At 37.7% G+C, this 23,174-nt stretch carries 25 protein-coding genes; all 25 read right to left on the reverse strand.

Annotation, left to right across the window (positions count from 1 at the left end; all coding sequences use genetic code 11):
* Positions 1 to 20: 20 nt before the first annotated feature.
* On the reverse strand, positions 21 to 476 hold the full coding sequence (locus AAGV28_RS12545; protein ID WP_041516145.1) for a DsrE family protein: 456 nt from the start codon (positions 474 to 476) through the stop codon (positions 21 to 23).
* A 10-nt stretch (positions 477 to 486) separates the two neighbouring features.
* On the reverse strand, positions 487 to 1,113 hold the full coding sequence (locus tag AAGV28_RS12550) for a TlpA family protein disulfide reductase (RefSeq protein ID WP_041516052.1): 627 nt from the start codon (positions 1,111 to 1,113) through the stop codon (positions 487 to 489).
* 18 nt (positions 1,114 to 1,131) lie between these two features.
* Positions 1,132 to 1,710: a TlpA family protein disulfide reductase gene (locus AAGV28_RS12555; protein WP_041516051.1), complete on the reverse strand. Its 579-nt coding sequence runs from the start codon at positions 1,708 to 1,710 to the stop codon at positions 1,132 to 1,134.
* A 24-nt stretch (positions 1,711 to 1,734) separates the two neighbouring features.
* Positions 1,735 to 3,414 (reverse strand): protein-disulfide reductase DsbD family protein, encoded by a 1,680-nt coding sequence (locus tag AAGV28_RS12560; RefSeq protein WP_041516050.1) that lies wholly within the window; start codon positions 3,412 to 3,414, stop codon positions 1,735 to 1,737.
* 10 nt (positions 3,415 to 3,424) lie between these two features.
* The gene (locus tag AAGV28_RS12565) at positions 3,425 to 3,871 is read right to left on the reverse strand and encodes a protein-disulfide reductase DsbD N-terminal domain-containing protein (RefSeq protein WP_041516049.1); all 447 of its coding nucleotides are present in this window, start codon (positions 3,869 to 3,871) and stop codon (positions 3,425 to 3,427) included.
* Between the two features lie 11 nt (positions 3,872 to 3,882).
* The gene (locus AAGV28_RS12570; protein ID WP_041516048.1) at positions 3,883 to 4,449 is read right to left on the reverse strand and encodes a TlpA family protein disulfide reductase; all 567 of its coding nucleotides are present in this window, start codon (positions 4,447 to 4,449) and stop codon (positions 3,883 to 3,885) included.
* Between the two features lie 4 nt (positions 4,450 to 4,453).
* Positions 4,454 to 5,563 carry an efflux RND transporter periplasmic adaptor subunit gene (locus AAGV28_RS12575; protein WP_052480059.1) on the reverse strand — a complete coding sequence of 370 codons (1,110 nt, stop codon included), beginning with the start codon at positions 5,561 to 5,563 and terminating at the stop codon, positions 4,454 to 4,456.
* A 20-nt stretch (positions 5,564 to 5,583) separates the two neighbouring features.
* Positions 5,584 to 8,760 carry an efflux RND transporter permease subunit gene (locus AAGV28_RS12580; RefSeq protein ID WP_103913867.1) on the reverse strand — a complete coding sequence of 1,059 codons (3,177 nt, stop codon included), beginning with the start codon at positions 8,758 to 8,760 and terminating at the stop codon, positions 5,584 to 5,586.
* A 10-nt stretch (positions 8,761 to 8,770) separates the two neighbouring features.
* Positions 8,771 to 10,153: a TolC family protein gene (locus tag AAGV28_RS12585; RefSeq protein ID WP_041516046.1), complete on the reverse strand. Its 1,383-nt coding sequence runs from the start codon at positions 10,151 to 10,153 to the stop codon at positions 8,771 to 8,773.
* A gap of 112 nt (positions 10,154 to 10,265) precedes the next feature.
* A complete protein-coding gene (locus AAGV28_RS12590; protein WP_041516045.1) occupies positions 10,266 to 10,685 on the reverse strand; it encodes a hypothetical protein in 420 nt (139 codons plus the stop codon).
* Between the two features lie 108 nt (positions 10,686 to 10,793).
* The gene (locus AAGV28_RS12595; protein ID WP_041516143.1) at positions 10,794 to 12,269 is read right to left on the reverse strand and encodes an MBL fold metallo-hydrolase; all 1,476 of its coding nucleotides are present in this window, start codon (positions 12,267 to 12,269) and stop codon (positions 10,794 to 10,796) included.
* 70 nt (positions 12,270 to 12,339) lie between these two features.
* Positions 12,340 to 13,068, reverse strand: coding sequence for a DUF2490 domain-containing protein (locus tag AAGV28_RS12600; protein WP_373407134.1), 729 nt, complete (start codon positions 13,066 to 13,068; stop codon positions 12,340 to 12,342).
* A 27-nt stretch (positions 13,069 to 13,095) separates the two neighbouring features.
* Positions 13,096 to 13,593: a DUF6691 family protein gene (locus tag AAGV28_RS12605; protein ID WP_373407135.1), complete on the reverse strand. Its 498-nt coding sequence runs from the start codon at positions 13,591 to 13,593 to the stop codon at positions 13,096 to 13,098.
* 12 nt (positions 13,594 to 13,605) lie between these two features.
* Positions 13,606 to 14,169, reverse strand: coding sequence for a YeeE/YedE family protein (locus AAGV28_RS12610; protein ID WP_041516042.1), 564 nt, complete (start codon positions 14,167 to 14,169; stop codon positions 13,606 to 13,608).
* Between the two features lie 181 nt (positions 14,170 to 14,350).
* Positions 14,351 to 14,968 (reverse strand): class I SAM-dependent methyltransferase, encoded by a 618-nt coding sequence (locus AAGV28_RS12615; RefSeq protein ID WP_041516142.1) that lies wholly within the window; start codon positions 14,966 to 14,968, stop codon positions 14,351 to 14,353.
* Between the two features lie 40 nt (positions 14,969 to 15,008).
* Positions 15,009 to 15,242: a hypothetical protein gene (locus AAGV28_RS12620; RefSeq protein ID WP_041516041.1), complete on the reverse strand. Its 234-nt coding sequence runs from the start codon at positions 15,240 to 15,242 to the stop codon at positions 15,009 to 15,011.
* Between the two features lie 2 nt (positions 15,243 to 15,244).
* Positions 15,245 to 15,502: a heavy-metal-associated domain-containing protein gene (locus AAGV28_RS12625; RefSeq protein ID WP_084607907.1), complete on the reverse strand. Its 258-nt coding sequence runs from the start codon at positions 15,500 to 15,502 to the stop codon at positions 15,245 to 15,247.
* On the reverse strand, positions 15,499 to 15,708 hold the full coding sequence (locus AAGV28_RS12630) for a YgaP family membrane protein (protein ID WP_084607906.1): 210 nt from the start codon (positions 15,706 to 15,708) through the stop codon (positions 15,499 to 15,501). The genes AAGV28_RS12625 and AAGV28_RS12630 overlap by 4 nt, the downstream gene beginning before the upstream one ends.
* 4 nt (positions 15,709 to 15,712) lie before the next feature.
* Positions 15,713 to 16,342 (reverse strand): methyltransferase, encoded by a 630-nt coding sequence (locus AAGV28_RS12635; RefSeq protein WP_041516040.1) that lies wholly within the window; start codon positions 16,340 to 16,342, stop codon positions 15,713 to 15,715.
* Positions 16,335 to 16,649: a rhodanese-like domain-containing protein gene (locus tag AAGV28_RS12640; protein WP_041516039.1), complete on the reverse strand. Its 315-nt coding sequence runs from the start codon at positions 16,647 to 16,649 to the stop codon at positions 16,335 to 16,337. Before AAGV28_RS12640 ends, AAGV28_RS12635 begins: the two co-directional genes overlap by 8 nt.
* A gap of 11 nt (positions 16,650 to 16,660) precedes the next feature.
* Positions 16,661 to 18,079 (reverse strand): MBL fold metallo-hydrolase, encoded by a 1,419-nt coding sequence (locus tag AAGV28_RS12645; RefSeq protein ID WP_373407136.1) that lies wholly within the window; start codon positions 18,077 to 18,079, stop codon positions 16,661 to 16,663.
* Between the two features lie 119 nt (positions 18,080 to 18,198).
* On the reverse strand, positions 18,199 to 19,473 hold the full coding sequence (locus AAGV28_RS12650) for an NAD(P)/FAD-dependent oxidoreductase (protein ID WP_045753430.1): 1,275 nt from the start codon (positions 19,471 to 19,473) through the stop codon (positions 18,199 to 18,201).
* A 12-nt stretch (positions 19,474 to 19,485) separates the two neighbouring features.
* Positions 19,486 to 20,283, reverse strand: coding sequence for a sulfite exporter TauE/SafE family protein (locus tag AAGV28_RS12655; protein ID WP_045753429.1), 798 nt, complete (start codon positions 20,281 to 20,283; stop codon positions 19,486 to 19,488).
* Between the two features lie 60 nt (positions 20,284 to 20,343).
* On the reverse strand, positions 20,344 to 20,973 hold the full coding sequence (locus AAGV28_RS12660; protein WP_041516034.1) for a Crp/Fnr family transcriptional regulator: 630 nt from the start codon (positions 20,971 to 20,973) through the stop codon (positions 20,344 to 20,346).
* Between the two features lie 132 nt (positions 20,974 to 21,105).
* Positions 21,106 to 23,106, reverse strand: a complete 2,001-nt coding sequence (mobC, locus tag AAGV28_RS12665) for a conjugal transfer protein MobC (protein ID WP_373407137.1) — start codon at positions 23,104 to 23,106, stop codon at positions 21,106 to 21,108.
* Positions 23,107 to 23,174: the final 68 nt, after the last annotated feature.

Consider the following 23,174-nt stretch of genomic DNA (forward strand, 5'->3'; position numbering starts at 1 on the left):
AAGTTTTAAAGCATTTTTGATTATGGATGAACAATTGCCCAGCCTTCGTATTGCCTTAATATAATTTCTCCATTACCGCTAGGGACGTAGTTCACAAAATCAAACAATTCGTTCTTGTCAATTTTTCGTTCTTCCATTGTTTTAGAACACTGGACAAATAAAACGCCCTTATCTTTGAGTGCAACCAATAATTTTTGGTAGCTGTTAGCTTTTTTATACATTTCCACACCGTCAGAAAACGCAAGGACTTCTATCTGTAATTTACCTTTCAACCGTGGGTCACTTAGTACATTATTGATGTTGCGAAGGATCCCCTTTATTTTTTTATCCTCTGCTTCGTTCAAGATATAAAGCGCATTGTAATGTTTTTTGTATGCTTTCGCGGGCTCAAAAGTGGTATCTGGTTTTTGTTGCGCAAAAATGCTAATAGACATAAAACATAGTACGGCTATTAGCAAAGCTTGTAGTTTTTTCATTTTATTGTTTTTATTGTTCATTTATTAATTCTTCTATTTCCTTTACAAATTTTTCAGATGCGTAATTGGCAAATCCGGTATGATGAAGCCTGACTTTACCTTTCTTATCCAATACTACGGTTGTTGGTAATGAACCGGAAAACACTTCCGTTGGAACATTACCGCTGGACTGATACATTGGAACTGAAAAATTTTCTTTTTCCAGATATGCCCTTCCCGCAGCCGGGTCATTGTCCTCGTTGAGGGTTAGAAAGAAAATGCCAGGGTTATCCTTAAATTGGGTATACAGAGTTTCAATAGATGGAAATTCAGCCCGACAGGGTGGACACCAAGATGCCCAAAAATTGATAAACACTACTTTTCCTCTTAATGATGAGGTATTTTGTATGCTCCCTTTTCCGTCCGTAAAAGTAAAATCAGTATTTGTAAGGCTTACTGTATCCGCATCCTTTTTGTCTATACTCGCGTTAAAAATTCCTGTTGACATTAGTTGGCGCAGCACAAATGATTTTGCATCGGGGCTGATAAGCAATATCCCGACGGCAATTACCATAAATATGGTAAATGCATTTTTCTTAATGTACTGTAGCTTTTTCTGTGGTGGTTTCTTATTAGAAACTTCTTTATTGTTAGTCATAATTCATTCTTTTATCAATTAGTTACTATCTACAAGTTCATTCACAACTTTGATGATCTCGGGACTTGTATAATCCCTACCACCTTCGATACGGGCAATCATATCTCCGCTTTTGTCTAGTATGACCGTAGTTGGAATTGAACTGCCTAAATATTCAGAAGGTATATTGCTGGCTGGAACATATACAGGCAAATCATACTTATTCTTCTCCATAAATGCAGTGGATTTTTCCATCTTGTTGTCTACATCTACCATCAGGAATACGATGTCGTTATTGCCTTTGTACTTTGCTTTTAGTTCGTTAATGGTAGGCATTTCCTGAATGCAGGGCGGACACCAAGTTGCCCAAAAGTTGATAAATACTACCTTACCTTTTAATGAACTTAACGATACGGTTTTTCCATCTTTATCAGTAAAGGAAAGGCTGGCAGTTGTTGAGACCTGTGCTTCCGTTGTCCCAACTCCTGTCGTCGTCGAATGCTCGCTCTCTACCTTATTTTCTTTCTTCTTATCCGTATTCCCGCAAGCAGCCAGCGATATAGCTGTGATTATGAAAAGACCAGAACGAATTGCCAAATTTTTAAATTGCATTTTCATACTAAATGATTTTAATTACTTATTCTATAAATTTTTACTCTTGTATTTGTTAATTGCAGATTGAATAAAACCGTAATAGCTTTTCTGATTGTAATCTGCTCCAGTAGGTTTGATCAGTATTTCCTCGTTAGATGGGTCTAAAAGTACATAGTGAGGTTGCGAATTGGAGTTAAACTTACTCGCCTGAAAATCGCTCCATTTATTTCCTATGGTACGTATATTTTTGCCACTAAATGATGATACAAATTGTTCTGCCTGTGGTAATTCTGTTTTATCGTCCACATAAAGTTGGATGATGATAAGTTCTTCGTTCAATAGCTTGTGTACGTCTTTATCAGACCACACGGATGCTTCCATCTTACGGCAATTAACACAGGCATGCCCTGTGAAATCGAGCATGACAGGTTTGCCCACTTTCTTTCCATATTCTATTCCCTCCTCATAGTCAAAAAAGACATTAAGGTTTAAGGGTGCGTGGAATATATCCGAATATTTGCGGGCTTTGCTATCGACGACATTATTTGTCTCTGTCCTACCAAATGAAGAAGTATACAGGTCAAAATCTTGTGTTGTCTGTGGTGGTAAAAATGCCGAAATGGATTTTAAAGGTGCTCCCCACAATCCAGGAACCATATACAGGGTAAACGATAGTACAAGTATTGACAGTACCATTCTCGGCAGGCTCAATGTATCCATTGGACTATCATTCGGAAACCGAATTTTTCCTAATAAATAGAAACCTAAATATCCGAAGATTATAATCCAAAGTGCTAAAAAGACTTCTCTGTCGAACCAATTCCAATGATATGCCAGATCCACATTGCTCAAAAACTTCAAAGCAAGAGCTAATTCTAAAAATCCGAGTGTGATTTTTACGCTATTCAGCCAACCTCCCGAAGATGGAAGGCTTTTTAAAAGGCTTGGGAACATTGCAAAAAGCGTGAACGGTATTGCTAATGCCAATGCAAAGCCGAGCATCCCAATGGCGGGACCTAAAAGTTCCCCCATTGTTGCAGCCTGTACCAGCAACGTTCCGATAATTGGACCAGTACAGGAAAAGGACACTACGGCTAATGTTGCTGCCATAAAGAAAAGCCCTAGCAAACCTCCTCGATCAGCTTTACGGTCTAACTTGTTCGCTAGCGAGGCAGGCAATGTAAGCTCAAATGCACCGAAAAAGGAAAAGGCAAATACAACTAAAAGAGCGAAGAAAGCAAAATTAAAAATCCCGTTTGTAGATAGACTGTTGAGTGCATCCGCACCGAAAATTAGCGTAATGAAAATACCCAATAGAACGTAAATGAGTATGATAGACAATCCATATATCATTGCTTGGATTACCGCCCTGCGTTTCGTATGACCGCTTTTGGTAAAGAAACTTACCGTTAAGGGCAGCATCGGAAAAATGCAGGGCATCAACAATGCTGCAAAGCCGCCGATAAAACCCGCAATAAAGATTGCCCAAAGGGAACTTTTATCGGTTGTAGCTTCATTCTTTTGCAATGTTACCCCGTTTTCATTAGTTAGCAAAGTTTCTGGCTCTTTGGATGTTGCAATACTTTCCTTCTGAACGGGCTGCTGCTCGGTTATTTCTGTAAACTCCACATCATCATGCGATACGAGGCTGTCTGTCTGCGCATTTGCAGTAACAGCCACCAAACCAAAGATGAATAGTACCGTTAATATTTTTGATATTAATCTCATATTAAATTCTTTATTTTATGGGAATGCTGAACGCCACTTCTTCAGGCGGTAAGCATTGCTTATCGTTACAAACCATATAGGTAAGCGTACCTTTTACCGTAGGCGCATTGCTTGTTAATTTTACCTTTTGCTGGAAAACCACTAATTTTTCATAATAACCCACTTCCATATCAAAAGTCGTGTCGTGTTTGACAATTGGTTTAGCCGCCTGAACCTTTCCGCTTAACTGATAAGCTTTTGACGAATGGAAAGAAAAACTTGTAGGCTGTGGACCGTTTTTAGGAACCGTTTGCGAATAGATATGCCAGCCATCGTTTATTGTTGCCTTAAAGAACAATACAGCTTCTTTATCACTAACGCGTTTAGAAGCATACGACCACTTCACAGGCTTTAGTATTTGTCCGAAAGAGGCGGCACTTGCGAATAAAAATGCCACAAAAAATATTATCTTTTTCATTGTTTTACTAATTATTTTTCTTTTAATAGTTTAGTCACTAGGTCAACCACTTCCTTTGACGAATAGTCAGCTCCGCCAACATGCCTTGCGATGATATTGTTTTGCTTATCTACGATAATAGTAGTAGGGATAGAGCCTGAAAATAACTCACGGGGTATTTCGCCATCGGGAACATAAACTGGCAAATCAAATTTTTTGCTTTTCATCCACTCTTTTGATTTTTCTATTTTTCCGTCCACATCTACCATTAGAAATACGACATCTTTATTGTCCTTAAAAATCTTACGCAGTTCATTAATCGATGGCATTTCGTGAATGCAAGGCGGACACCAAGTAGCCCAAAGATTAATGAAAACGACCTTTCCTTTTAAGGATTTTAACGAAATGGTTTTACCGTTTTCGTCCTTAAACTTTAAATCTGGCGTTTCTTGAGAATTGGTTACTAATTTCTGTTCGATATTTATTTGTTGATTTGCGCTCACAGTTGCATTAATGCCATTTCGATTTATTGATGCGTATGCCCATCCCGTAATTGCTATTAATGGAAGTATGGCTATTTTTTTGATATTCATTTTCATAATACTATTTTTTTATTTTCCCTTCTTTGATTTCTTCAGATGGTTTGATAATGATTTTGTCGGCCAGAGAAAGATTACCAAAAACCTCTGTAATTGTATCTAAACGGATACCTTCCTTTACAGCAATCCGTTTTACTTCGTTGTTATTCAATGTTAGTACATACGTTCCAGATTGGGTGTTTAGAACACTCTTGCTTTGTACCCAGTTAGACACGTTTTTACGTTTTAATTTCAACTTGACCTGCGCATAATCACCTCCCTGCAATTCGCCCGATGTATTATTTACGTCAAACTCAAGTGTTAGCGAGCGATCATGTTGGTCGAGCAATCCAGATGTTCGAGATAGTTTGGCATCAAACGTCTTACCTGGCTGCGAGCTTACGGTAAAAGAAGCAGACATACCGTCATAAACAGATGATGCGTGTTTTTCCGGTAGGGATAAGGTAAGGCGGAGTTTATTACTCTGTGCCATCATAAACAAAGGTGTATTACCTCCTGTTCCGGCTAATGCCCCAACAGAAACATTCCTTTGGGTTATTATGCCATCAAACGGTGCTGTAAGGCGAAGGTACTTTTGTAACTGTGAAGAATGTGCCGTTCCCGCTTTAGAAGCATCAAAAGCAGACTTGGCACTTTCCATCGCACTTTTAGCTCTGTCAAGTTCGATATCCGCAACCGCTCCCGTTGTTTTGGAAGCCGTTACCAATCTGTCATAAGCCTGTTTTGCATACAGGTAATCACTATAAACCTTTTGCTCTGTAGATTTATCAGAAAGATACTGTTGTTGCATTTCAGGAGCTTCGAGTACGGCTAAAAGCTGACCTTTGCGAACTCGATCGCCTCGGTCAACATACATTTGTTTTACAAATCCTGTAACCTTTGCATAGACCGCTACCTGCTCGAAAGGTTTGAGTTCTGCTGGAACGGCTATTTCGTACTCGGGATTGATGACCTGTAGAGGAGCCGTTTTATAGTTTACAGGTTTTGCCTGCTTATTTTGCGTTTGTCCTTTTTCCTGCTCTTTTTGTGAACAAGCGGATAGCAACAATACCATTGATATGGTAAATGCCAGTATGGTTGTTGATTTTTTATTGATTGAAATGCTGTGATACATTGTTTTTGTTTTTAAGTTTATTATATCGTTTGTTTATCGGACTGTTCTGCATAATACCTACTATCTTCATCATCAGGGTCTAACGAAGGACTGATTATTGAAGTCCTCGACATTAGGGAAGAAAAGAAATGCGGAACTAATAACAAGATGGTTACAGTGGAAGCAATCAGCCCCCCGATAACAGCTCTTCCCAAGGGTGCTACTTGTTCGGCTCCATCGCCTAAGCCCATTGCCATTGGTAACATTCCGGCAAGCATCGCCGCTGCTGTCATCAACACTGGTCTTAACCTCGACGAAGCAGCGAGCCTTGCTGCATTAGCAGGCTTAAGTGCCAGTTTTTTTCGATAATGTTCGGCTTGATTAACCAATAATACTGCATTAGAAACCGATACACCAAGCGACATAATAATACCCATATAGGATTGCAGGTTAAGCGTACTACCTGTGAGGAATAGAATGATAAGACTACCGGCAATCACGGCAGGTAATACCGATAGAATAATAAGCGGTACTTTGAACGATTGATAAAAAGCCGACAACATAAGGAATATAGCTATAATTGCCACACCTAAACCTGCCAAAAGACTACCCAAAGTATCATCTAAAAGCTGTAGTGTACCTTCTGTCCAAACAATAGTTCCACGAGGTGGCTCTCCAGCATTTTTGATAGCTTGTTTAACTGCTCGTGAAGCTGTACCTAAATCTTTTCCGTAAAGGTTAGCCACAATGGTAACGTAACGGTTAGGCCCCTTTCTGTTTACTTGTGCAGGAGAAGTAACCCTTCGTATGGTTGCTACATCTTCAAGTACCGGGCGAAGACTTCCAGCTTTCAAGGGAAGTGACCGAAGTCTTTCTTCCGACATAATGCCCTCTGGAATTTGTACTTGTGTTTGAAAAACCAGTCCTGATTTAGGATCAATCCATAGGTTCTTATCCGTAAAGCGTGTAGATGATGTAGCCGTAACAAGGCTACGTGTAATATCCTGCATCGTCAGTCCAAATTGTCCAGCAAGGTCACGGTTTACGTCAATTTCCATTGTTGGATAGGCAATAGGTTCGGCAATACGCACATCCCTCAGATATGGAACTTTTTTTAAATTGGCTTCAATTTTTGATGCATGGGCAAAAGCACCTTTTATCTGATTGGCTCCAACTTTAACTTCAATAGGCGTCATCGCTCCTTGACCCATAATCTTTTCGGTCAGTTCCATTGGTTCGAAATTAAATGCGACTTCGGGGTACTTCTCTATAATCTTTTTACGGACTTTCTCTTTGAATTCTTCCATTGATCCATCATACACTTCTTTATTGACAGATATTTGCAGTATAGCTTCGTGAGAAGAATTACTGAAAAGGAATATCGGATTTATCGGAGACCCTGCGGGGTGCATACCTACAAATGCAGAGGTAATATTTAAACCGTTGTCAGGCAGTTCTGCTTTGATATCTCCTGTAATATCTTTAACAATCTGTTCTGTTTTTTCTATTCTGCTTCCCTGTGGAGCCTGTATGCGTATCTGAAAATCTCCATTATTGGAAACTGGCATTACATCAGTGCCAACAACTGTTAATAAAACGCCAGCAATTACACTCGCTACCAGCACATACACAACAAAAAGTGGGATAGCCTTGGTTGACCATTTACGCATCCTGTAAGAATAGTTTACCCGGAATTTTTCAAAAAAAGCTCGCTTTCTTGGAGTATTGGCTGCTGTGTTGTGCTTGTTCTTCATCATCCAGTTGGCCAGTATCGGTACAAAGGTCTGTGAAGCCAAAAAGGATGCAATCATTGCAAAGGCAACCGCCATCGACAGAGGCATAAACATATCTCTAGGAATGCCTGTCATAATGAAAGCAGGGGTCAATACAGCAAGAATACATAGTAAGATCAATAATTTCGGTATAGAAATTTCGATTAAAGCATCTATAATTGCCCGTTGCTTGGGTTTACCCATTTCCATATGTTGGTGGATATTCTCTATGGTTACTGTGGCTTCATCAACGAGAATACCGATGGAAAGAGCAAGACCACTCAATGTCATGATATTTATGGTTTGCCCTAAGAGATATAAAACAGTAACTGCTGTAAGAATGGCAATTGGAATAGTCAATACCACAATGATAGCTCCACGTGTGTCTCCCAAGAACAATAGTATGACCAATCCCGTGAAAACAGCTCCTAAAATACCTTCGTGTATAAGGTTGGAAAGGGAACGTTCGATATAATTTGATTGGTCAAATTCATAACTGACTTTTACATCTTCAGGTAATTGGTCTTTCAGCATCGGAATGGCAGCTTTTAGGTTCTCCACGGCATCCAATGTGGAGGCATCTGCTTTTTTGATAATAGGCAGGTAAACAGAACGTTTTCCGTTTATCAAAGCGTAGCCTACTGTTTGATCTGCTCCGTCCTCCACACGGGCTACATCGCCAACATATATAGTACGGTTGTCGCTTGTTTTTACAGGGGTCTTCAATAGTTCTGCAGGTCCTTTAGCGATAGAGTTTATAGGAGCCATCAAGTTTTCATCTCCTATGCGAATACTTCCAGCAGGAGATGGAAGACTATTTTTAGTGATGGCAACGGTAATATCTTCGGGGCTTAATCCATTGGCTTGCATTGCGTCAGGATCGATATTGATCACAATGGAACGTACATTTCCGCCAAAAGGAGCGGGAGAAGTAATGCCTGGGATTTGTACGAACATTGGTCTGATTTTGGTCAATGCCAATGTCTGTATTTCATTTACGGAACGCTGGTCGCTTTCAAAAACAAGGTTACCTACTGGAAGCGAACTACCGTCAAATCTTACTACCATAGGTGGAACTGCTCCGGGCGGTAGGAAACCCATTGCCCTTGAGACCGATGTTGATACCTCTCCAGCAGCTTGTGCCATATCCGTTCCGGGATAAAAGGTCAGCTTCATCAGGGTTAGCCCCTGTACGCTTTTAAAATCAATGTTTTTTACTCCACTCACAAAAAGAAGTACCTTTTGGAACTCGTTAGCCATAAACCCGTCCATATAAGCTGGGGACAGTCCACCGTAAGGCATAGCAACATACATCGCAGGCAATTCCACTTCGGGAAAAATGTCTACGTTTATTTTTTTTACGGTATTATAGGAAAAGAAAGCTATTGCTAGTACGACAACCATAATCGCAATTGGTTTTCTTAACGCAAATCTTATAATGTTCATATACGATTATTTAAAGGTTGTTGAATAAAAAGTCGAAATCTGCAGTTAGCTCCGCTTCATAAGCTAGCAATCCCCAATATTCACGGGAAGCCTCGATATGTACATTCTCTGCCTGTTCAAGCAAAATGCGTATCTGTAAAAGTTCGCTTAGCGTAATTAAACCGCTTTTGTACCTTGCGAGGTACATATTGTACGCATCTTGCGACTGCTGTACGGCCAGCTTCGTTTTCTGAAGCTGTTGGTATTGCTGAACAATTTTTGCCTGCGAAGCAGATAAATCTGCTTGCATTGCCAGCTGGTACTGTGATTGAAGTAGCTTCGTACTTTCGGCTTCTTTAAACAGTTGTTCGCCTTTCATCCGGTTAGTATGCAGATTAGTCAAATTCCAGGTAATGCCGACACCTGCCAAAAAATTATTGGTGGTATTGCTGAACCCGTCTTTCCATGCTCCCGATACGTTTCCGTTAGGGCTGATGCCAGTGCCCCGATAAGCATAACCACCCAGCAAGTTGATCGAAGGCAGAGAAGCTCTTTTTTGTGCCTCACCACTTAAAGTATAATACTCCGACTGCTTGTCTAGCGCATCTAATATGGGGTGCGAAGGATTAATGGTATTTAATTTATTTAAACCATTTTCTGTGGGATTACCGAAACGGTCGATTGATGCTGTGAAATCTATGGTATCATTGGCATACAACTCCAATAGTTTAATATAAGAAGCATTTTTAAAGCCATACCATTTGTCATGCTCGCCCATTGCCTGCACATACGATGATGAAGCAAGCAAGCTGTCTGCCGCAGGTCTTAGGCCTGATGCTGACAATCCCGAAGTTATTTTCCGGATGTCGTCAAGACGTTCGGCATTCTTTTGGGTCCATTGCAGCTTAGCATTATTGTAAAGAAGAATGATGTACCTTTCAGATAATGTCTTTTTTAGGTTGAGCAGGTAAGCATCTTTATCGCTGACCGATTTGTTATATAAAGCACCCGCAGCCTCGTTCTGCTTACGGAGCTTTCCGAAAGAGAACATTTCAAAATTCACAATAGCGGAGCCAAAGGTATTGGCTGCGGTAGAACTACCATCTAATGGTACTGGGCCATTTACGTTAAAAAAACCAGGCTGTGGGAAAAAACCACCTGCACTACCTTCGTAAGTTCCATAAGTATTTTGTGCCTGTGCGTTAATTTGGGGAAGCATATTGCCCTTAACTGCCCGTTGGTTGAATTTTGCGGCATCAATCTCCGATGTTTTTGCACTAATACCCGGATAATTTTCTTCAACTTTAGGCCACAAACTGCCTAAGGTGTGTTCCTTGTGTTGCTGCGCATATAGCGGAAAAGCAACAACAACGGCTAGCCACAACAAAGTGACCGCCATAATATGTTTTATCATATTGATGTACGATTTTTAAAAGCCGTCATGACGACTTCAGTTTATTTTTTAAAAAGGGAAAAAATAGAAATACATCCTAAATGAGACATTGCGTTCAAATTAGGAAAAGAAACTAAAGGGAGAAATGAATGAGAAGTTTTCGGTATTCTAAAAAGATAGAGATAGAATTACGAATTTTTCCACTACCACCATAAAGTGGGTGTTTAGTTTCTTTTCTTTCTTGGCGGATACCAAAAAAGAAAATAGTAGTAACTGCAAGAAGAATTACTGGTAATAAATCGTGAGGACTATACGATGATTTATGATCAATTTGGCTATCGACAAAATCAATCTGTGAACATTTTTCAAATGTATTTACAGATAAATTATGGTTGCCTTTAGGTATACCTTGTTCAGTTTTTGGAGGGAAACCAGCAAGTGTTTTAATACTAGCCTTAACTGAGCAAGATGAAAGAAACATCACAAGAAATGCAGCGAATACAAAAAGGTATCGCTGAAAACTTTTTAGACTATGTGATATTTTATTATCCATCAATATGCTAAAATACTTTAATTAAACTAACAATCCAAACGAAAGCCTGTGTTTTAATATTTTTTAACATCCACTACTATTTTAATTTGACGCTTTAGATAGTTTAAATTACCTGGTTAATTCATTCTTTTGTTCTGTCCACTCGTTAATACCACCTAAATAAATACTTAGGTTTTTAATTCCGTTTCTTCTCAATATAGAGTATGCCATTGCAGCTCGCACTCCGCTTTGGCAATGAACAATGACAGGCTTATCTTTACTGATTTTTTGAATATTTTTTTCTAATGAAGTAAGAACAATATTTTCTACACCTTTGATATGTCCGTTGTCGTATTCGCTTTCGGTTCGCACATCTATGATTTGAACATCTTTCTTGTTCAAGTGCTTTTTCAGTTCCTCAATGTTAACGAGATCGGATTTTTCCAGTGCCACATTCATCTTATTTAAGCTGATCACAAACCCGTAGATGTTGTCCATCCCGATACGCATCATCTTACGTGTCAGATCCTCCATGTGGTTTTCATCAGTTATCAATACAATTTGATGTTGATAATCTATCAAAGAACCTACCCAAGTGGAAAATGATTTTCCGTTTTCTATATGCAGGCTTCCCGGAATGTGAGCTTTGGCAATCTCGTTTTTATTGCGGGTATCAATAATCAGTAATTTGTTATCTATTGCTTTTTGAAAAGAGGTCGGGTTAAGTGTTGGATGAATAGGAACCTGTATCAGCAACGGTCGATCTACTTTATTCAAGTGCTTCATCATAGCAAAATATTTTGGTGGTGTTGGCTGCCCGTTCAAGATGTAGTGCACAAACCCCTTTTCATCATTTTTAAATTGGAATGCTTTGCTGTTCTGCTTTTCTTCCCTTAGTGTAGAATGAGGAATGGTACTTAGGCTCTTACCGCAGAATGATCCAGCCCCGTGTCCAGCCCATATCTCCAAATCATCAGGCAATTTTGAAAACTTCTGTATGGAAGCATAAAGCTGTTTTGCGCCAAGCTCCTGTGAGCCTTCTTGCCCAGCTGCTTTTTCCAGTAGGTCAGGACGACCAACATCGCCCACGAAAATAAAATCTCCCGTAATGGCTCTTTGTGGTGTTACAGGAACTTTCGTATCTCTTACCAAAAAAGTGATGCTTTCAGGTGTATGTCCGGGTGTGTGCATTACGCTAATTTCTACCTGTCCAATGAAGATTATACTGCCTTCCTTCAATCCCGTATGTGGAAATTGATATTGCCAATCTGTTCCTCCCTCATCAGATAGTAACAACTCTGCACCTGTGGCAGCAGCCAATTCACGGGAGCCACTTAAAAAATCTGCATGGATGTGCGTTTCAGTTGCTTTAATTATTTTGAGATTGTTAATTTTGGCAATTTCCAAATAGGTATCTATGTCGCGTTTGGGGTCAATAACAATAGCTTCTTTGGTATTCAGATCACCGATGACAAAACTTGCCTGTGCAAGTGTTTCATCATATACCCGCTCAAAAAAATAGCTTTGGGCTTGTAATTTATTTCCGTGAAAGAACAAGATTATAAATACAACCATAATAGTCGTAAACTTTCCTTTGATTAGCATAATCAACATTATTTAGAAATTCTTAACTCGCAAAGTTAGGCTATCTGTTTTCATTACACTGTAACTTTTGTTACATTGGTGGAATTGATGTTTTGTTATTCTTCTTTTTTAGTTGATAGGTAAAATTGAGATAGAGATTATTTTCATGCAGTTTTGTTGTACTATTCAAAGGTAAGCGAGTAATGTGCATATAACCAATGTCAAATTTTACATTTGGTACAAGTTTGTATTCGATATTCAGCCCTAAACGATCGTGATCAAAGAAATGATGGTATGTTGTGCCAGAAAGATTAAAAAGCAATTCGTCAAAAACACCAATCTTTAGTCTTCCAGTAAAGTCGTAGCGAAAGCCAAAACGGTTTCGAAGCCGGATGATGTCTGCTTGATTGTTGTCAAATATTCGATATTCGGCAGCTGACCTATCTACTATATAAAATTTTTTCAGTATCTCGTGTTGTAATTCAACTGCCGCCGAAAAACGAATTTCACTGCTTGGTATAGTAGTTTCGTCTAAATGTTTTTGAATAATCTTGTAGTTCTTAAAATAAGCTAAGGGAGATAAGGAAAATTTCACATCTTGACTGTGTTGATAATGTAACCAATTCCTGAAAGCAAACATCAAGTTTTCACCTAACATATTCTCGTTTTCAAAGCCGTTTTGTCTCCTGTGCTGAAGCTCGTTATCTATTTTAAATTTTTCGCCGACTGGAATGCTCAAGGTACCTCGAAACCAAGCGTTGTAATGATCTTGTGCCTGTAAAGTTTGAGCAATAGATATCCATATCGCTGTTACCAGCAATCTTTTAAACCAATACATAAACGTTAATTAATGAGGTAGCTTATTTCTAAAATAACCATACACCCATGTGCCAACAATCGCAAAGAATAAAGTTATAATCATCACAGTCACTCCAGTTCCAATTTGTGCGAAAATAGATCCAGGACACGCACCTGTAATAGCCCAGCCTAAACCAAAAATAAGTCCACCAATGATCTGACCTTTATTAAATTTCTTATCATGAAACTCTATTTTTTCGCCATAAATGGTTTTTATATTAAGTTTTTTAATCATAAATACCGAAATTGCACCAACTATAACAGCACTACCAATAACACCGTACATATGAAAAGATTGAAAACGAAACATTTCTTGTATGCGGTACCAACTGATTATTTCGGCTTTTATAAATACTATTCCGAATAATAAACCTACTATTAAGTATTTGATATTGTGGTACCATTTGTGCTCTAAATGGCTTTCATTTATGCATACTGTGTCTAATGAGCGGGTTTCGAAATCTTTGTTTTTATCTATATTTTTCATTTGTATTATAATTTAAAGAGAGAGAATTATTGGAAGTATAATGTTTGCCATAATTAATCCGCCAATAAAAAAGCAGCAAGTAGCAATTAGCGATGGCAATTGCAGATTTGATAATCCAGAAATTGCATGTCCACTTGTGCAGCCACCTGCATAACGAGAACCAAAACCTATCATAAAACCACCGACAACCATCATTAAAAATCCTTTTATTGTAAAGAGATTTTCCCAAGAAAAAATTTCTTGTGGCAACATTCCGTTGATATTTTTTATACCGTAGCTTGCTAATTCAGTTCTCAAATTCTCATTAATGATTATAGGGTTTGGATTGGCTAAAAAACTAAAAGCGATTACACCTCCAATTAGTATTCCAACTACAAAAAATATATTCCAAATTTCTTTTTTCCAATCATATTTAAAAAAAGAAATATTAGCTGGCAAACAAGCTGCACAAGCATGACGTAAATTGGCACTAATGCCAAAATTTTTATTTCCTAAAATTAATAATGCTGGTACTGTAAGCCCCACTAACGGACCGGCTACGTACCAAGGCCAGGGTTGTTTCAAAAATTCTAACATTTATTTTTATATATTTTCGTTAATTAATCTTTCCAATTCGTTTAAGGGGACTATGCCCGACTGACGCCAAAGCTGTTTACCATTTTTAAATAATAATAAGTGGGTACACTTCGTACTTTATGTGTTGTTGCTGCTTGAGGTTAATTGTCAACATCAATATTAATAATGCTTGCATCATCTCCTACATATTTCTTTTGAAGCTGCAGAATAAAAAATCTTGAGTTGTATCGAAAGGTGTCGTATGGCTTTCTGAAATGCAAAGGATTTTGTCGAAGCCATTTTCAAGTGTTTTGGTTAAACTTTGTTCAGAATATTGTTCGATTTCAAGACCACTGCATTTTGTTGGTCCGCTTTCGGAAAAAGTTCCAATCATCATGAAGCCAGTTACAGACATCCTTGCTATGTGCAAATATTTTTCAATTTGTTCTGTTGTTGTTAGGAAGTGAAATGCTGCTCTATCATGCCAAATATCATATTGTGTATTGGGTTGAAATTCTGTAATATCACTAACTATCCAATTTACTTTTTTAGCTTTGTCTCCTAAGCGATTTTTAGCTTTTTCAAGTGCTTTTGCTGATATATCAAGAACACTAATGTTCTCATACCCCTGATTAAGTAAATGGTCAACTAATTTGCTGTCGCCACCTCCTATATCAATAATTTTTGCCTGTTTCTCCAATCTGAACGAAGAAATAAAATCAAGAGATGTTTTAGGCATTTCCTGTGTCCAGCTTACCTGGTTAGGGTTTTTAGTTTCGTAAACGTTTTCCCAATGCTGTTTTTTGTTATTTGTATCCATAATCACTAAATCTTTAATTTCCAACATTAAATTTGTTTAACTAACATACTTCTTCATAGGCTGTATTCTCCAATTTTTTGTTGTTTTTTGATATAGATGTATTGCAAGCCGAAACACCATAACATCCTATATTAAGTATAGGCATTAAAGAAAATAATCCACCCATTACCACAAACCACCATTCTTTTGACTGAATACCCTGTGCTATCACGAAAATGCCTAATGCCAATCGCAATACACGCATAAAATTCCAAGTTCTTAGATAGTTTTTCATAATCAATTTATTTTTCCAATAGCACAGCTCACATACGATTTTGCTTTTTTTAATAGGTCATTATTTCCTTTTTCGGGATAACCCATTTTTGAAAGAGCATTTATAAGAAATATTTTTTCAACCGTAGCATCAATAGTTACGGTTTCGGTGTCTTTGTCAATACTTACATTTTCAACACCATTTATTTTCATTAAAGCGGTTTTTATGCTGTTCATACAGCCACCACATTTAATGTTTTCTACTGCTATATTGTGTATCATCTTATTTTCTTTCTAAAAGTGCTAATGCCAAATGGCAAATACAAGGGGCAAAAACTAATGAATGATGTAAGCACAAATACTACTGCTAATATGCCTAATATGATTGCCAATGTTCCTGAAATGACATTTGTAAAGTACAAAACACCTATAACTACAGCAACTAGTATTCTGATTACTTTATCGACTGTTCCCATGTTCTTTTTCATTTCTCTATTTTTTTATGAGGTTAATAAACACTTCCGAGTTGGCTCTTGAAGGAATGCTGTTATAACATTCATCCATTGTTTTGATGAAATAATGCGGTTCAAAAACAGGTTTGTATTCGCAAGGGCAACCTCCAAAAGGTGGAAACGGTTGGTTAAATTGTTTGTCGAATAGCACACCTATTATTTTACCGTTTCCGTTGAGTATTGAAGCTGTTTTTTTTGAATATTCAATTCTTCTAGCAGGTGGAATGGCACAAAAAAATGTTTGCTCAATGATCAAATCGTAACTACCCTGATGATTGAAAAAGTCTTCGCACAAAACGTTTATCTGTGTTTTGTCAGCAAACTTTTCTTTTAACGCTTCAACTGCTTTTGGTGCAATATCTATTAGTGTAATGTTCGTAAATCCATTCGCTATCAAAAATTCTGCTTCATAGGCATTGCCACAACCCGGAATAAGAATAGCTGCATTTTTATCATGGTATTGTGTCATATACTCCGTAATAGCGGGCGAAGCCTGTCCCATATCCCATCCTGTTTCATTTTTCTGCCACCGTTCATTCCAATAGTTTTGGTCAAGTGGGTTTTCGCATTGTGTTACGCAACAGGCTATATTATTTTCTTCTTTACTCATTTATCAACTGATTTACATTTTCCCAAGTGCCACCGTTTATAACATTCTGAAAACCGCTCTGCTCCAAAATACTTTTTGCCTGTCCGCTTCTATTTCCACTTCTGCAAAAAACAACGATATTTTTCTTGCCCTTGAATTTTGGTAATTCCATTGGTACTTTATCCAATGGAATATTTACCGCTCCTTTTGCACTGCCTGCCGAAAACTCGTCAGGTGTGCGAACATCTACTAAAAACGCACCGTCTTTTATAGCTTCTGATAATTGACTGTTATCTGTTTTGCCAAATATTGCTGAAAAAAGTCCCATAGTTTTAAATTTTAAGCTTTTGTACAAGATGTTTCATTACATCCAATTGTTTTACCATTTTCTGCTAACCACTCTTTCATTCCTCCAGAAAAGTTTTTCACGTTTTTAAAGCCGTTTTTGGCAAGGATCGAATAGGCAATGGCTGATCGGTCGCCTGCCTGACAATGTATAACCACCTGTTTGTCTTTGCTGATTTTACCCAAGTTGTCCATTAATGTTCCAACAAAAACGTTTTCTGCACCTTGAACGTGTCCTGCTTCATATTCCGATGCACCACGAACATCTACTATCTGCACATTATCCTTTCCTATCTGGGTTTTAAATTCTTCCAAAGAAATGACATCTGAAGTATGGAGCTCAATTCCTGTAGCATTTACATCCGAAATGTATCCGAAAATGTTGTCCAAGCCGATACGCATCAATTTACGGGTCAAATCTTCCATCTGACTGTCTTCGGCTACCAAAATAAACTGCTCTTGGTAATTCAATAACCAACCGCACCAAGTAGCGAAAGAATTATTACCCTGAATGTTTAGCGAATTAGGAATAAAACCTTTGGCAAATTCTACTTTATTGCGGGTATCTATTACCTTCATGCCTTTTTCATAGGCAGAAATAAACTGCTCTTTGGTTAGCTCTGGATGTTTCGGAACATCTATAAGTAACGGACGATCAACTTTGTTTAAGTGCTTCATCATCGCAAAGTATTTCGGTGGTTCAGGCTGGTCGGCTAAAAGGTAGTCGATGAACCCTTTTTCATTTTCGCTGTATTGAAGCGCCCAGTTTCTAATTTTCTCATAGCCAACTGTAGAACTTGCTACGGCTCCTAAAGCCTTGCCACAAGCAGAACCTGCGCCATGTCCCGACCATACCTGCACATATTCTGGAAGTGCCGCAAACTTTTTCAAGGACTGGAACATTTGTTTGGCTCCATCTTCTTTTGTACCAGCAAGTCCAGCAGCTTTTTCGAGTAAGTCAGGACGGCCTATATCACCCACAAAAACAAAATCACCTGTTAGTACTATAACGGGCTTATCTGTCGCCGGATGATCAGTTAATAGAAAGCTTATACTTTCTGGCGTATGGCCTGGTGTATGTATTACTTCTAATGTGAGGTTGCCCACTCTGATAATATCCCCTTCTTTTAGCCCTTTGTGAGGGAACTGGTATTGCCAATCTTCGCCTCCTTCGTCTGAAAGGTACATTGTTGCGTTTGTTACTGCTGCAAGTTCCCTTGAACCACAAAGAAAGTCTGCATGAATGTGAGTTTCAGCTATGTGTGTAATACGGAGGTTATTTTGTTTTGCGATGTCGATGTATATATCAATATCACGTTGCGCGTCAATTACTATGGCTTCTCCAGTTTTTTGACAGCCAATAACATAACTGCCTTGTGCTAAACTTTTATCATAAACGTGTTGAAAAAACATATTCTTTAGTTTTATAGTTATTATTCTTTTTAATACTGCAAATTTGAACTAATTTTTCCGTCTGTACAGCTACTTTGGTTACACAAGAAAAATAATTTCAGGCGATACAACCTAAATAGCTAAGCTGTGCCTTTTAAAATTTTGTTCCAATACAACCATGGTAATACCTTTATTTTTAGTAACCACATTGTCCAACGCGGTTTTGCTTGGTCAAATGGGAATGTCATTTTGGGTTTGTTGTTATAGTCAAACTCTGCCAGCATTAATTTTCCGTATTGTGTAGGTATTGGGCAAGCACTGTAGCCATCATATTGAGCGGTTACTGGTTGTTTATCCATTACTTCTAATAAGTTCGTAACTACAACTGGCGCTTGTTTGCGTATTGCCGCTCCGGTTTTACTGCAGGGTGCATTGGTACAGTCTCCTAAAGCAAAAACATTGGGAAACCTTGAATGCTGCATTGTGTTCTTATTCACCTCTACATAACCATAAGGATTTGAAGCATCTGCTAAGGGGCTTTTTTTAATAAAATCTGGCGCAGATTGGGGAGGTACTGCATGGCATAAATTAAATGAAAGTGTAACTTTATTTGCTAAATCAGCTTGTGATGCCTCGTTAATACTATAACAACTAGCTGTAGTTTCTGATAATGACTGCTTTATTGTACTTGGACTGCTTTTGGTTTCAAACTCGATCGTTTTACTATTAGCATCAATTCCAATTGTATTAGCACTATAATGTACTTTAATATTACCTTTCTTTAATACTTCTTCTAATGTTACTTTATATTCAGGCACACCAAATATAACCGTTGCCCCAGAAATATAATGTATGTCACATTGATCTAAAATACCTTTCTTACGCCAATAGTCTACAGCCAGATACATGATTTTATGTGGGGCACCACCACATTTAATAGGCGTGGATGGGTTAGTAAAAACGGCTATCCCACCTTTGAAATTTTTAATCATTTCCCAGGTATATGGAGCTGAACTAAAATTATAATTACTGCTTACATTGTTTTTACCTAAAGTATCCTTTAATCCTTTTATTTTATTCCAATCTAATTGGATACCCGGACAAACAATTAAATAATCGTATAAAATTTCTTTTCCAGAACTGCAAATTACTTTGTTGGAAGTAGGATTAAATTCAGCAACTGCCTCTTTTATCCATGTCGCATTTTTTGGAATAAACTCCTTTTCATTACGGATAGTCTTTTTAATATCAAAAATTCCTGCACCAACTAATGTCCATGCAGGTTGATAATAATGATTTTCTGAGGGTTCGATAATACCAATATTTAATCCCTTTCTTTTGCGAAGTAATTGTGATGCAACAGATAATCCGGCATTTCCACCGCCAACGATAAGTATTTGATAATGCTTTTCCATATTATTATGATTTTAGTGTAATAAAGTTTCTTTTATGATAATGTAAATACCCATAAGTAGCACAAACCAGCCGAAAGCAGGCTTTAGTTTTTTACCATCTATTTTTTTAGAGAGATAGCTTCCGATAAGCACTCCCGTAATGGCTAGAGCTAAAATTTTGAAAAGAAATATCCAGTCTATTGTATAATGTGTAACGGAAATGACAAAGCCAAAAAGTGAATTAAGAGCAATGATAACTAGCGAAGTACCTATTGCTTTTTTAAATTCTAAACGCAATAAATTGACTAGGGCAGGAATGATTAAAAAGCCTCCGCCAGCGCCGATTAATCCGGTAACAAAGCCCACAAATATTCCCTGAATAACGATTAATAATGTACTTGCGGCGGGCGTGTCGGTAGGTAAACAATCTTCTCCTTTACATTTTTTTATCATGCTGTATGAAGCGAAAATCATCAGTACAGCAAAAAGCAACATCAAAAGAATGTTTTTGGTAACGGTAAAAGCTGCAATACTGAAAACTTCTTCAGGAATAGCAGGAACGATATAAGCTCTTGTTAGAAAAACGGCTACAATTGATGGAATACCAAAAATAATAGCTGTTTTGATGTTTACCAATCCTTTTTTGAAATAAGAAAAAGAGCCGACGACGCTTGTGGAGCCAACTATAAAAAGAGAATAAGCTGTAGCTAATAATGCATCAAGACCAAATAGATAAACAAGAACTGGAACAGTAAGGATGCTGCCTCCGCCGCCTATTAACCCTAAAGAGATACCTATAAAAATTGATGCTATATACCCTGTTATGTCCATAGATTTTTAAATTGTTACAACAAATTTGCATCAATTCAAAAACCTGCACAGCTACTTTTGTTACATAAGGGTTATTTTATTTCTACCTAGCCTAACCTTACCTATTTCTTCTAACTGTTTGAGTAACCTTGACACCACTACACGGGCAGTCCCAAGTTCATTAGCTAATTGTTCGTGGGTGATGTGCAGAATATTATTTTCAGTAAGTTCACGCTTTTTAATCAACAAATTCAATAAACGTTCATCTATTTTCTTAAAAGTGATGGCATTAACAATTTCCAATAATTCTTCAAAACGTTTATGGTATAAACGAAAAATATAATCTAGCCATTGCGGATATTCCTTGATGAATAAGGATACTTTATCCATGGGCAAAAAAAGTATTTCCGCATCTTCTTCCACTTCAGCTTTTACCTTACTTGTTTCATTGTGCATACCGCCTAAGAAAGACATGATACAGCTTTCACCAGCTTTGATATAGTAAAGCAAAATTTCTCTACCATCTTCTTCTGTCCGGATTACTTTCAGCGTACCTTTGGTTACAATTGGAATAGAACGGATGGAAGCATTTTCATCTAGTATAACACTTCCTGCTTCATATTCTTTTCTTATGCTATATTCATAAAGTTTGCCTATCAATTCAGGAGAGGTCTTAAATTCTGTTATTTGTTCTAATGGTTCCGTCTGCATTTGTTTAAGGCTTACTAATTAATAATATTTGTTGTTGCGGTGTTGATTTATTCTGTAATAGAAAAACGTAACCTACAAACTTACGTTATCTTCCTTTAATACTTTGTGACTTTTGTTACAAAGTTAATAGTTTCATCCCTTTTGTATCAAATGCTGCAAGTCGGGATCATTTTTAATTCGTTCCATTTCGTTTTCAACAATACTAAGAATATCTGATTTTATTTGACGGTAATTGCTTTCAATTTCTTGTTTCATTTTGTCCTCTCCTTGGTCATTGACAAAGGATAGGATTTCTGGTATCTTCTGATAGACTTTAGTTTCTGTGGCTACCTTTTCATTATCCACTACAATTTCAGCGTGGAAAATCTTTTGTTCGATACGCTCATCAAAATTATCCGAAACGGAACCCACAAACATACCCTGTGTAAGTGTTGAAATTTTGGAAGCCGGAATAAGGCTATCTAACTGTGTTGAAATAGAGGTAGATTTATCATTCCTGTTAATCGTCATACTCTGGCGTTTCTGTAAAACCTTCCCGAAACGTTCCGAAAGGCTTTTTGCCGTTTCACCAACTACCTGTCCACTGAAAATATTACCAACGGTATTTTGTATAACCTTAGCTTCTTTATCTCCGTAATCACGGATAAGCTGGGAAAAATCTTGAAAACCTAAGCACACGGCTACCTTATTACTTCTCGCCGTTGCAATCAAATTATCCAATCCCCTGAAGTAAATAGTGGGTAGCTCATCAATGATAACAGAACTCTTCAATTGTCCTTTTTTGTTGATGAGCTTTACAATTCTTGAATTATACAATCCCAACGCTGCTGAATAAATATTTTGACGGTCGGGATTATTACCAACACATAAAATTTTTGGCTCTTTTGGATTGTTGATGTCTAAAGAAAAATCATCGCCAGTCATTACCCAGTACAACTGCGGGCTAATCATTCTTGACAACGGAATTTTTGCAGATGCGATTTGTCCCTGTAATTGGTCTTGTGCTCCGCCTTGCCACGCATCCATAAAAGGCGATAAGTAATTTTCCAAATCAGGATATGAAGTTAAAATCGTGAATACGTCCGAATACTTTTTATTAAGCAATTCAATGGCGTGTGGGAAAGTACAATACTTACCGTCCTCATAGATTTTCAGATACCAAATAATGGCAGCCAATAAAATGATTGGACTTTCTACGAAAAAATCCCCTTGTTTCTGTATCCAGCTTCGATTGAGGTTCAACATTATGGTATAAGCCGCTTCGTAAGCATCTGAAATGTCCGTCATAAAATCGGGATTGAGTGGATTACAGCGGTGGCTTTTGCGTGGGTCATCGAAATTTATCACATAAAATTTCGGCTGTATCTTGTACTTATCCCTGTGCTTCAGCAAATGGTTATAGGCAATGGTAGAGAGATCGTCAAACTTGAAATCGTAGATGTACATTGAAAAGCCTTTCTCAATCTGCTGTTTGATGTAATTGTTGACGATGGCATAGGATTTACCAGAACCTGGCGTTCCTAAAACAATCGTTGCTCTGAAAGGATTGACGATGTTAATCCAACCGTCATTCCACTTGTTTTTATAATAAAACTTTGTGGGAAGATTGACAGAATATTCGTTTTCCATCAGCTTGGTTTCCTGCTGAAAACTCTCATTTTCATTATTGAAAACATCATCCATCAAATTGGTGCGAAGCAATCGGCTCATCCAAACTCCGGCTACCATTAAAGCAACATAACCTAAACCTGTGGTAAGAATATAAAGAAATGTAGCAGTAATTAGAGGTAACTTTAATAACGGAAAGTTCAGAAAGAACAACACAAAGCCAATGCCCAAAGCCACGTAAATTTTAGACCAGGTTATCTTCTCATTCTTTACGCCTTTCGTTCCTAAACAACTTAAAGCAAGCAATACCAAAGCAAAGGTTTTAGTATATAAGGTATGTGAAAACAAACCTGCTGTTTTATCGAAGTTGCCTAATATTTTGTTGATTACTTCCAACGTCCAGCCACGTTCCATAAAGAAACCGTAGCAGAACCAATAAAGGTGCATCAGTACCAAAAGAATACTTACTGCCCTCATAAAAGCCATTATTTTGGCTAAACCTCTTAAATCGTCTTCTCCCTGCATTATTTAAGTTTTAATGTTCGGGCGTGAATTTAAAGGCTTTTGCTATCGGCTCTTAAAATGTGGAAGTT

Source organism: Flavobacterium zubiriense (assembly GCF_041729725.1).
GTDB lineage: Bacteria > Bacteroidota > Bacteroidia > Flavobacteriales > Flavobacteriaceae > Flavobacterium > Flavobacterium zubiriense.

Bases quoted from the DNA above. Each gene is read 5' to 3' on its own strand.
- AAGV28_RS12640 (WP_041516039.1), bottom strand. From the start codon at position 16,649: ATGGGACTTTTTTCAGCAATATTTGGCAAAACAGATAACAGTCAATTA.
- AAGV28_RS12550 (WP_041516052.1), bottom strand. From the start codon at position 1,113: ATGACTAACAATAAAGAAGTTTCTAATAAGAAACCACCACAGAAAAAG.
- AAGV28_RS12610 (WP_041516042.1), bottom strand. From the start codon at position 14,169: ATGTTAGAATTTTTGAAACAACCCTGGCCTTGGTACGTAGCCGGTCCG.
- AAGV28_RS12570 (WP_041516048.1), bottom strand. From the start codon at position 4,449: ATGAAAATGAATATCAAAAAAATAGCCATACTTCCATTAATAGCAATT.
- AAGV28_RS12630 (WP_084607906.1), bottom strand. From the start codon at position 15,708: ATGAAAAAGAACATGGGAACAGTCGATAAAGTAATCAGAATACTAGTT.
- AAGV28_RS12565 (WP_041516049.1), bottom strand. From the start codon at position 3,871: ATGAAAAAGATAATATTTTTTGTGGCATTTTTATTCGCAAGTGCCGCC.
- AAGV28_RS12580 (WP_103913867.1), bottom strand. From the start codon at position 8,760: ATGAACATTATAAGATTTGCGTTAAGAAAACCAATTGCGATTATGGTT.
- AAGV28_RS12545 (WP_041516145.1), bottom strand. From the start codon at position 476: ATGAAAAAACTACAAGCTTTGCTAATAGCCGTACTATGTTTTATGTCT.
- AAGV28_RS12635 (WP_041516040.1), bottom strand. From the start codon at position 16,342: ATGAGTAAAGAAGAAAATAATATAGCCTGTTGCGTAACACAATGCGAA.
- AAGV28_RS12645 (WP_373407136.1), bottom strand. From the start codon at position 18,079: ATGTTTTTTCAACACGTTTATGATAAAAGTTTAGCACAAGGCAGTTAT.
- AAGV28_RS12615 (WP_041516142.1), bottom strand. From the start codon at position 14,968: ATGGATACAAATAACAAAAAACAGCATTGGGAAAACGTTTACGAAACT.
- AAGV28_RS12555 (WP_041516051.1), bottom strand. From the start codon at position 1,710: ATGAAAATGCAATTTAAAAATTTGGCAATTCGTTCTGGTCTTTTCATA.
- AAGV28_RS12575 (WP_052480059.1), bottom strand. From the start codon at position 5,563: ATGTATCACAGCATTTCAATCAATAAAAAATCAACAACCATACTGGCA.
- AAGV28_RS12595 (WP_041516143.1), bottom strand. From the start codon at position 12,269: ATGCTAATCAAAGGAAAGTTTACGACTATTATGGTTGTATTTATAATC.
- AAGV28_RS12660 (WP_041516034.1), bottom strand. From the start codon at position 20,973: ATGCAGACGGAACCATTAGAACAAATAACAGAATTTAAGACCTCTCCT.
- AAGV28_RS12560 (WP_041516050.1), bottom strand. From the start codon at position 3,414: ATGAGATTAATATCAAAAATATTAACGGTACTATTCATCTTTGGTTTG.
- AAGV28_RS12620 (WP_041516041.1), bottom strand. From the start codon at position 15,242: ATGAAAAACTATCTAAGAACTTGGAATTTTATGCGTGTATTGCGATTG.
- AAGV28_RS12625 (WP_084607907.1), bottom strand. From the start codon at position 15,502: ATGATACACAATATAGCAGTAGAAAACATTAAATGTGGTGGCTGTATG.
- AAGV28_RS12585 (WP_041516046.1), bottom strand. From the start codon at position 10,153: ATGATAAAACATATTATGGCGGTCACTTTGTTGTGGCTAGCCGTTGTT.
- AAGV28_RS12605 (WP_373407135.1), bottom strand. From the start codon at position 13,593: ATGAAAAATATAGATAAAAACAAAGATTTCGAAACCCGCTCATTAGAC.
- AAGV28_RS12655 (WP_045753429.1), bottom strand. From the start codon at position 20,283: ATGGACATAACAGGGTATATAGCATCAATTTTTATAGGTATCTCTTTA.
- AAGV28_RS12650 (WP_045753430.1), bottom strand. From the start codon at position 19,473: ATGGAAAAGCATTATCAAATACTTATCGTTGGCGGTGGAAATGCCGGA.
- AAGV28_RS12590 (WP_041516045.1), bottom strand. From the start codon at position 10,685: ATGGATAATAAAATATCACATAGTCTAAAAAGTTTTCAGCGATACCTT.
- mobC (WP_373407137.1), bottom strand. From the start codon at position 23,106: ATGCAGGGAGAAGACGATTTAAGAGGTTTAGCCAAAATAATGGCTTTT.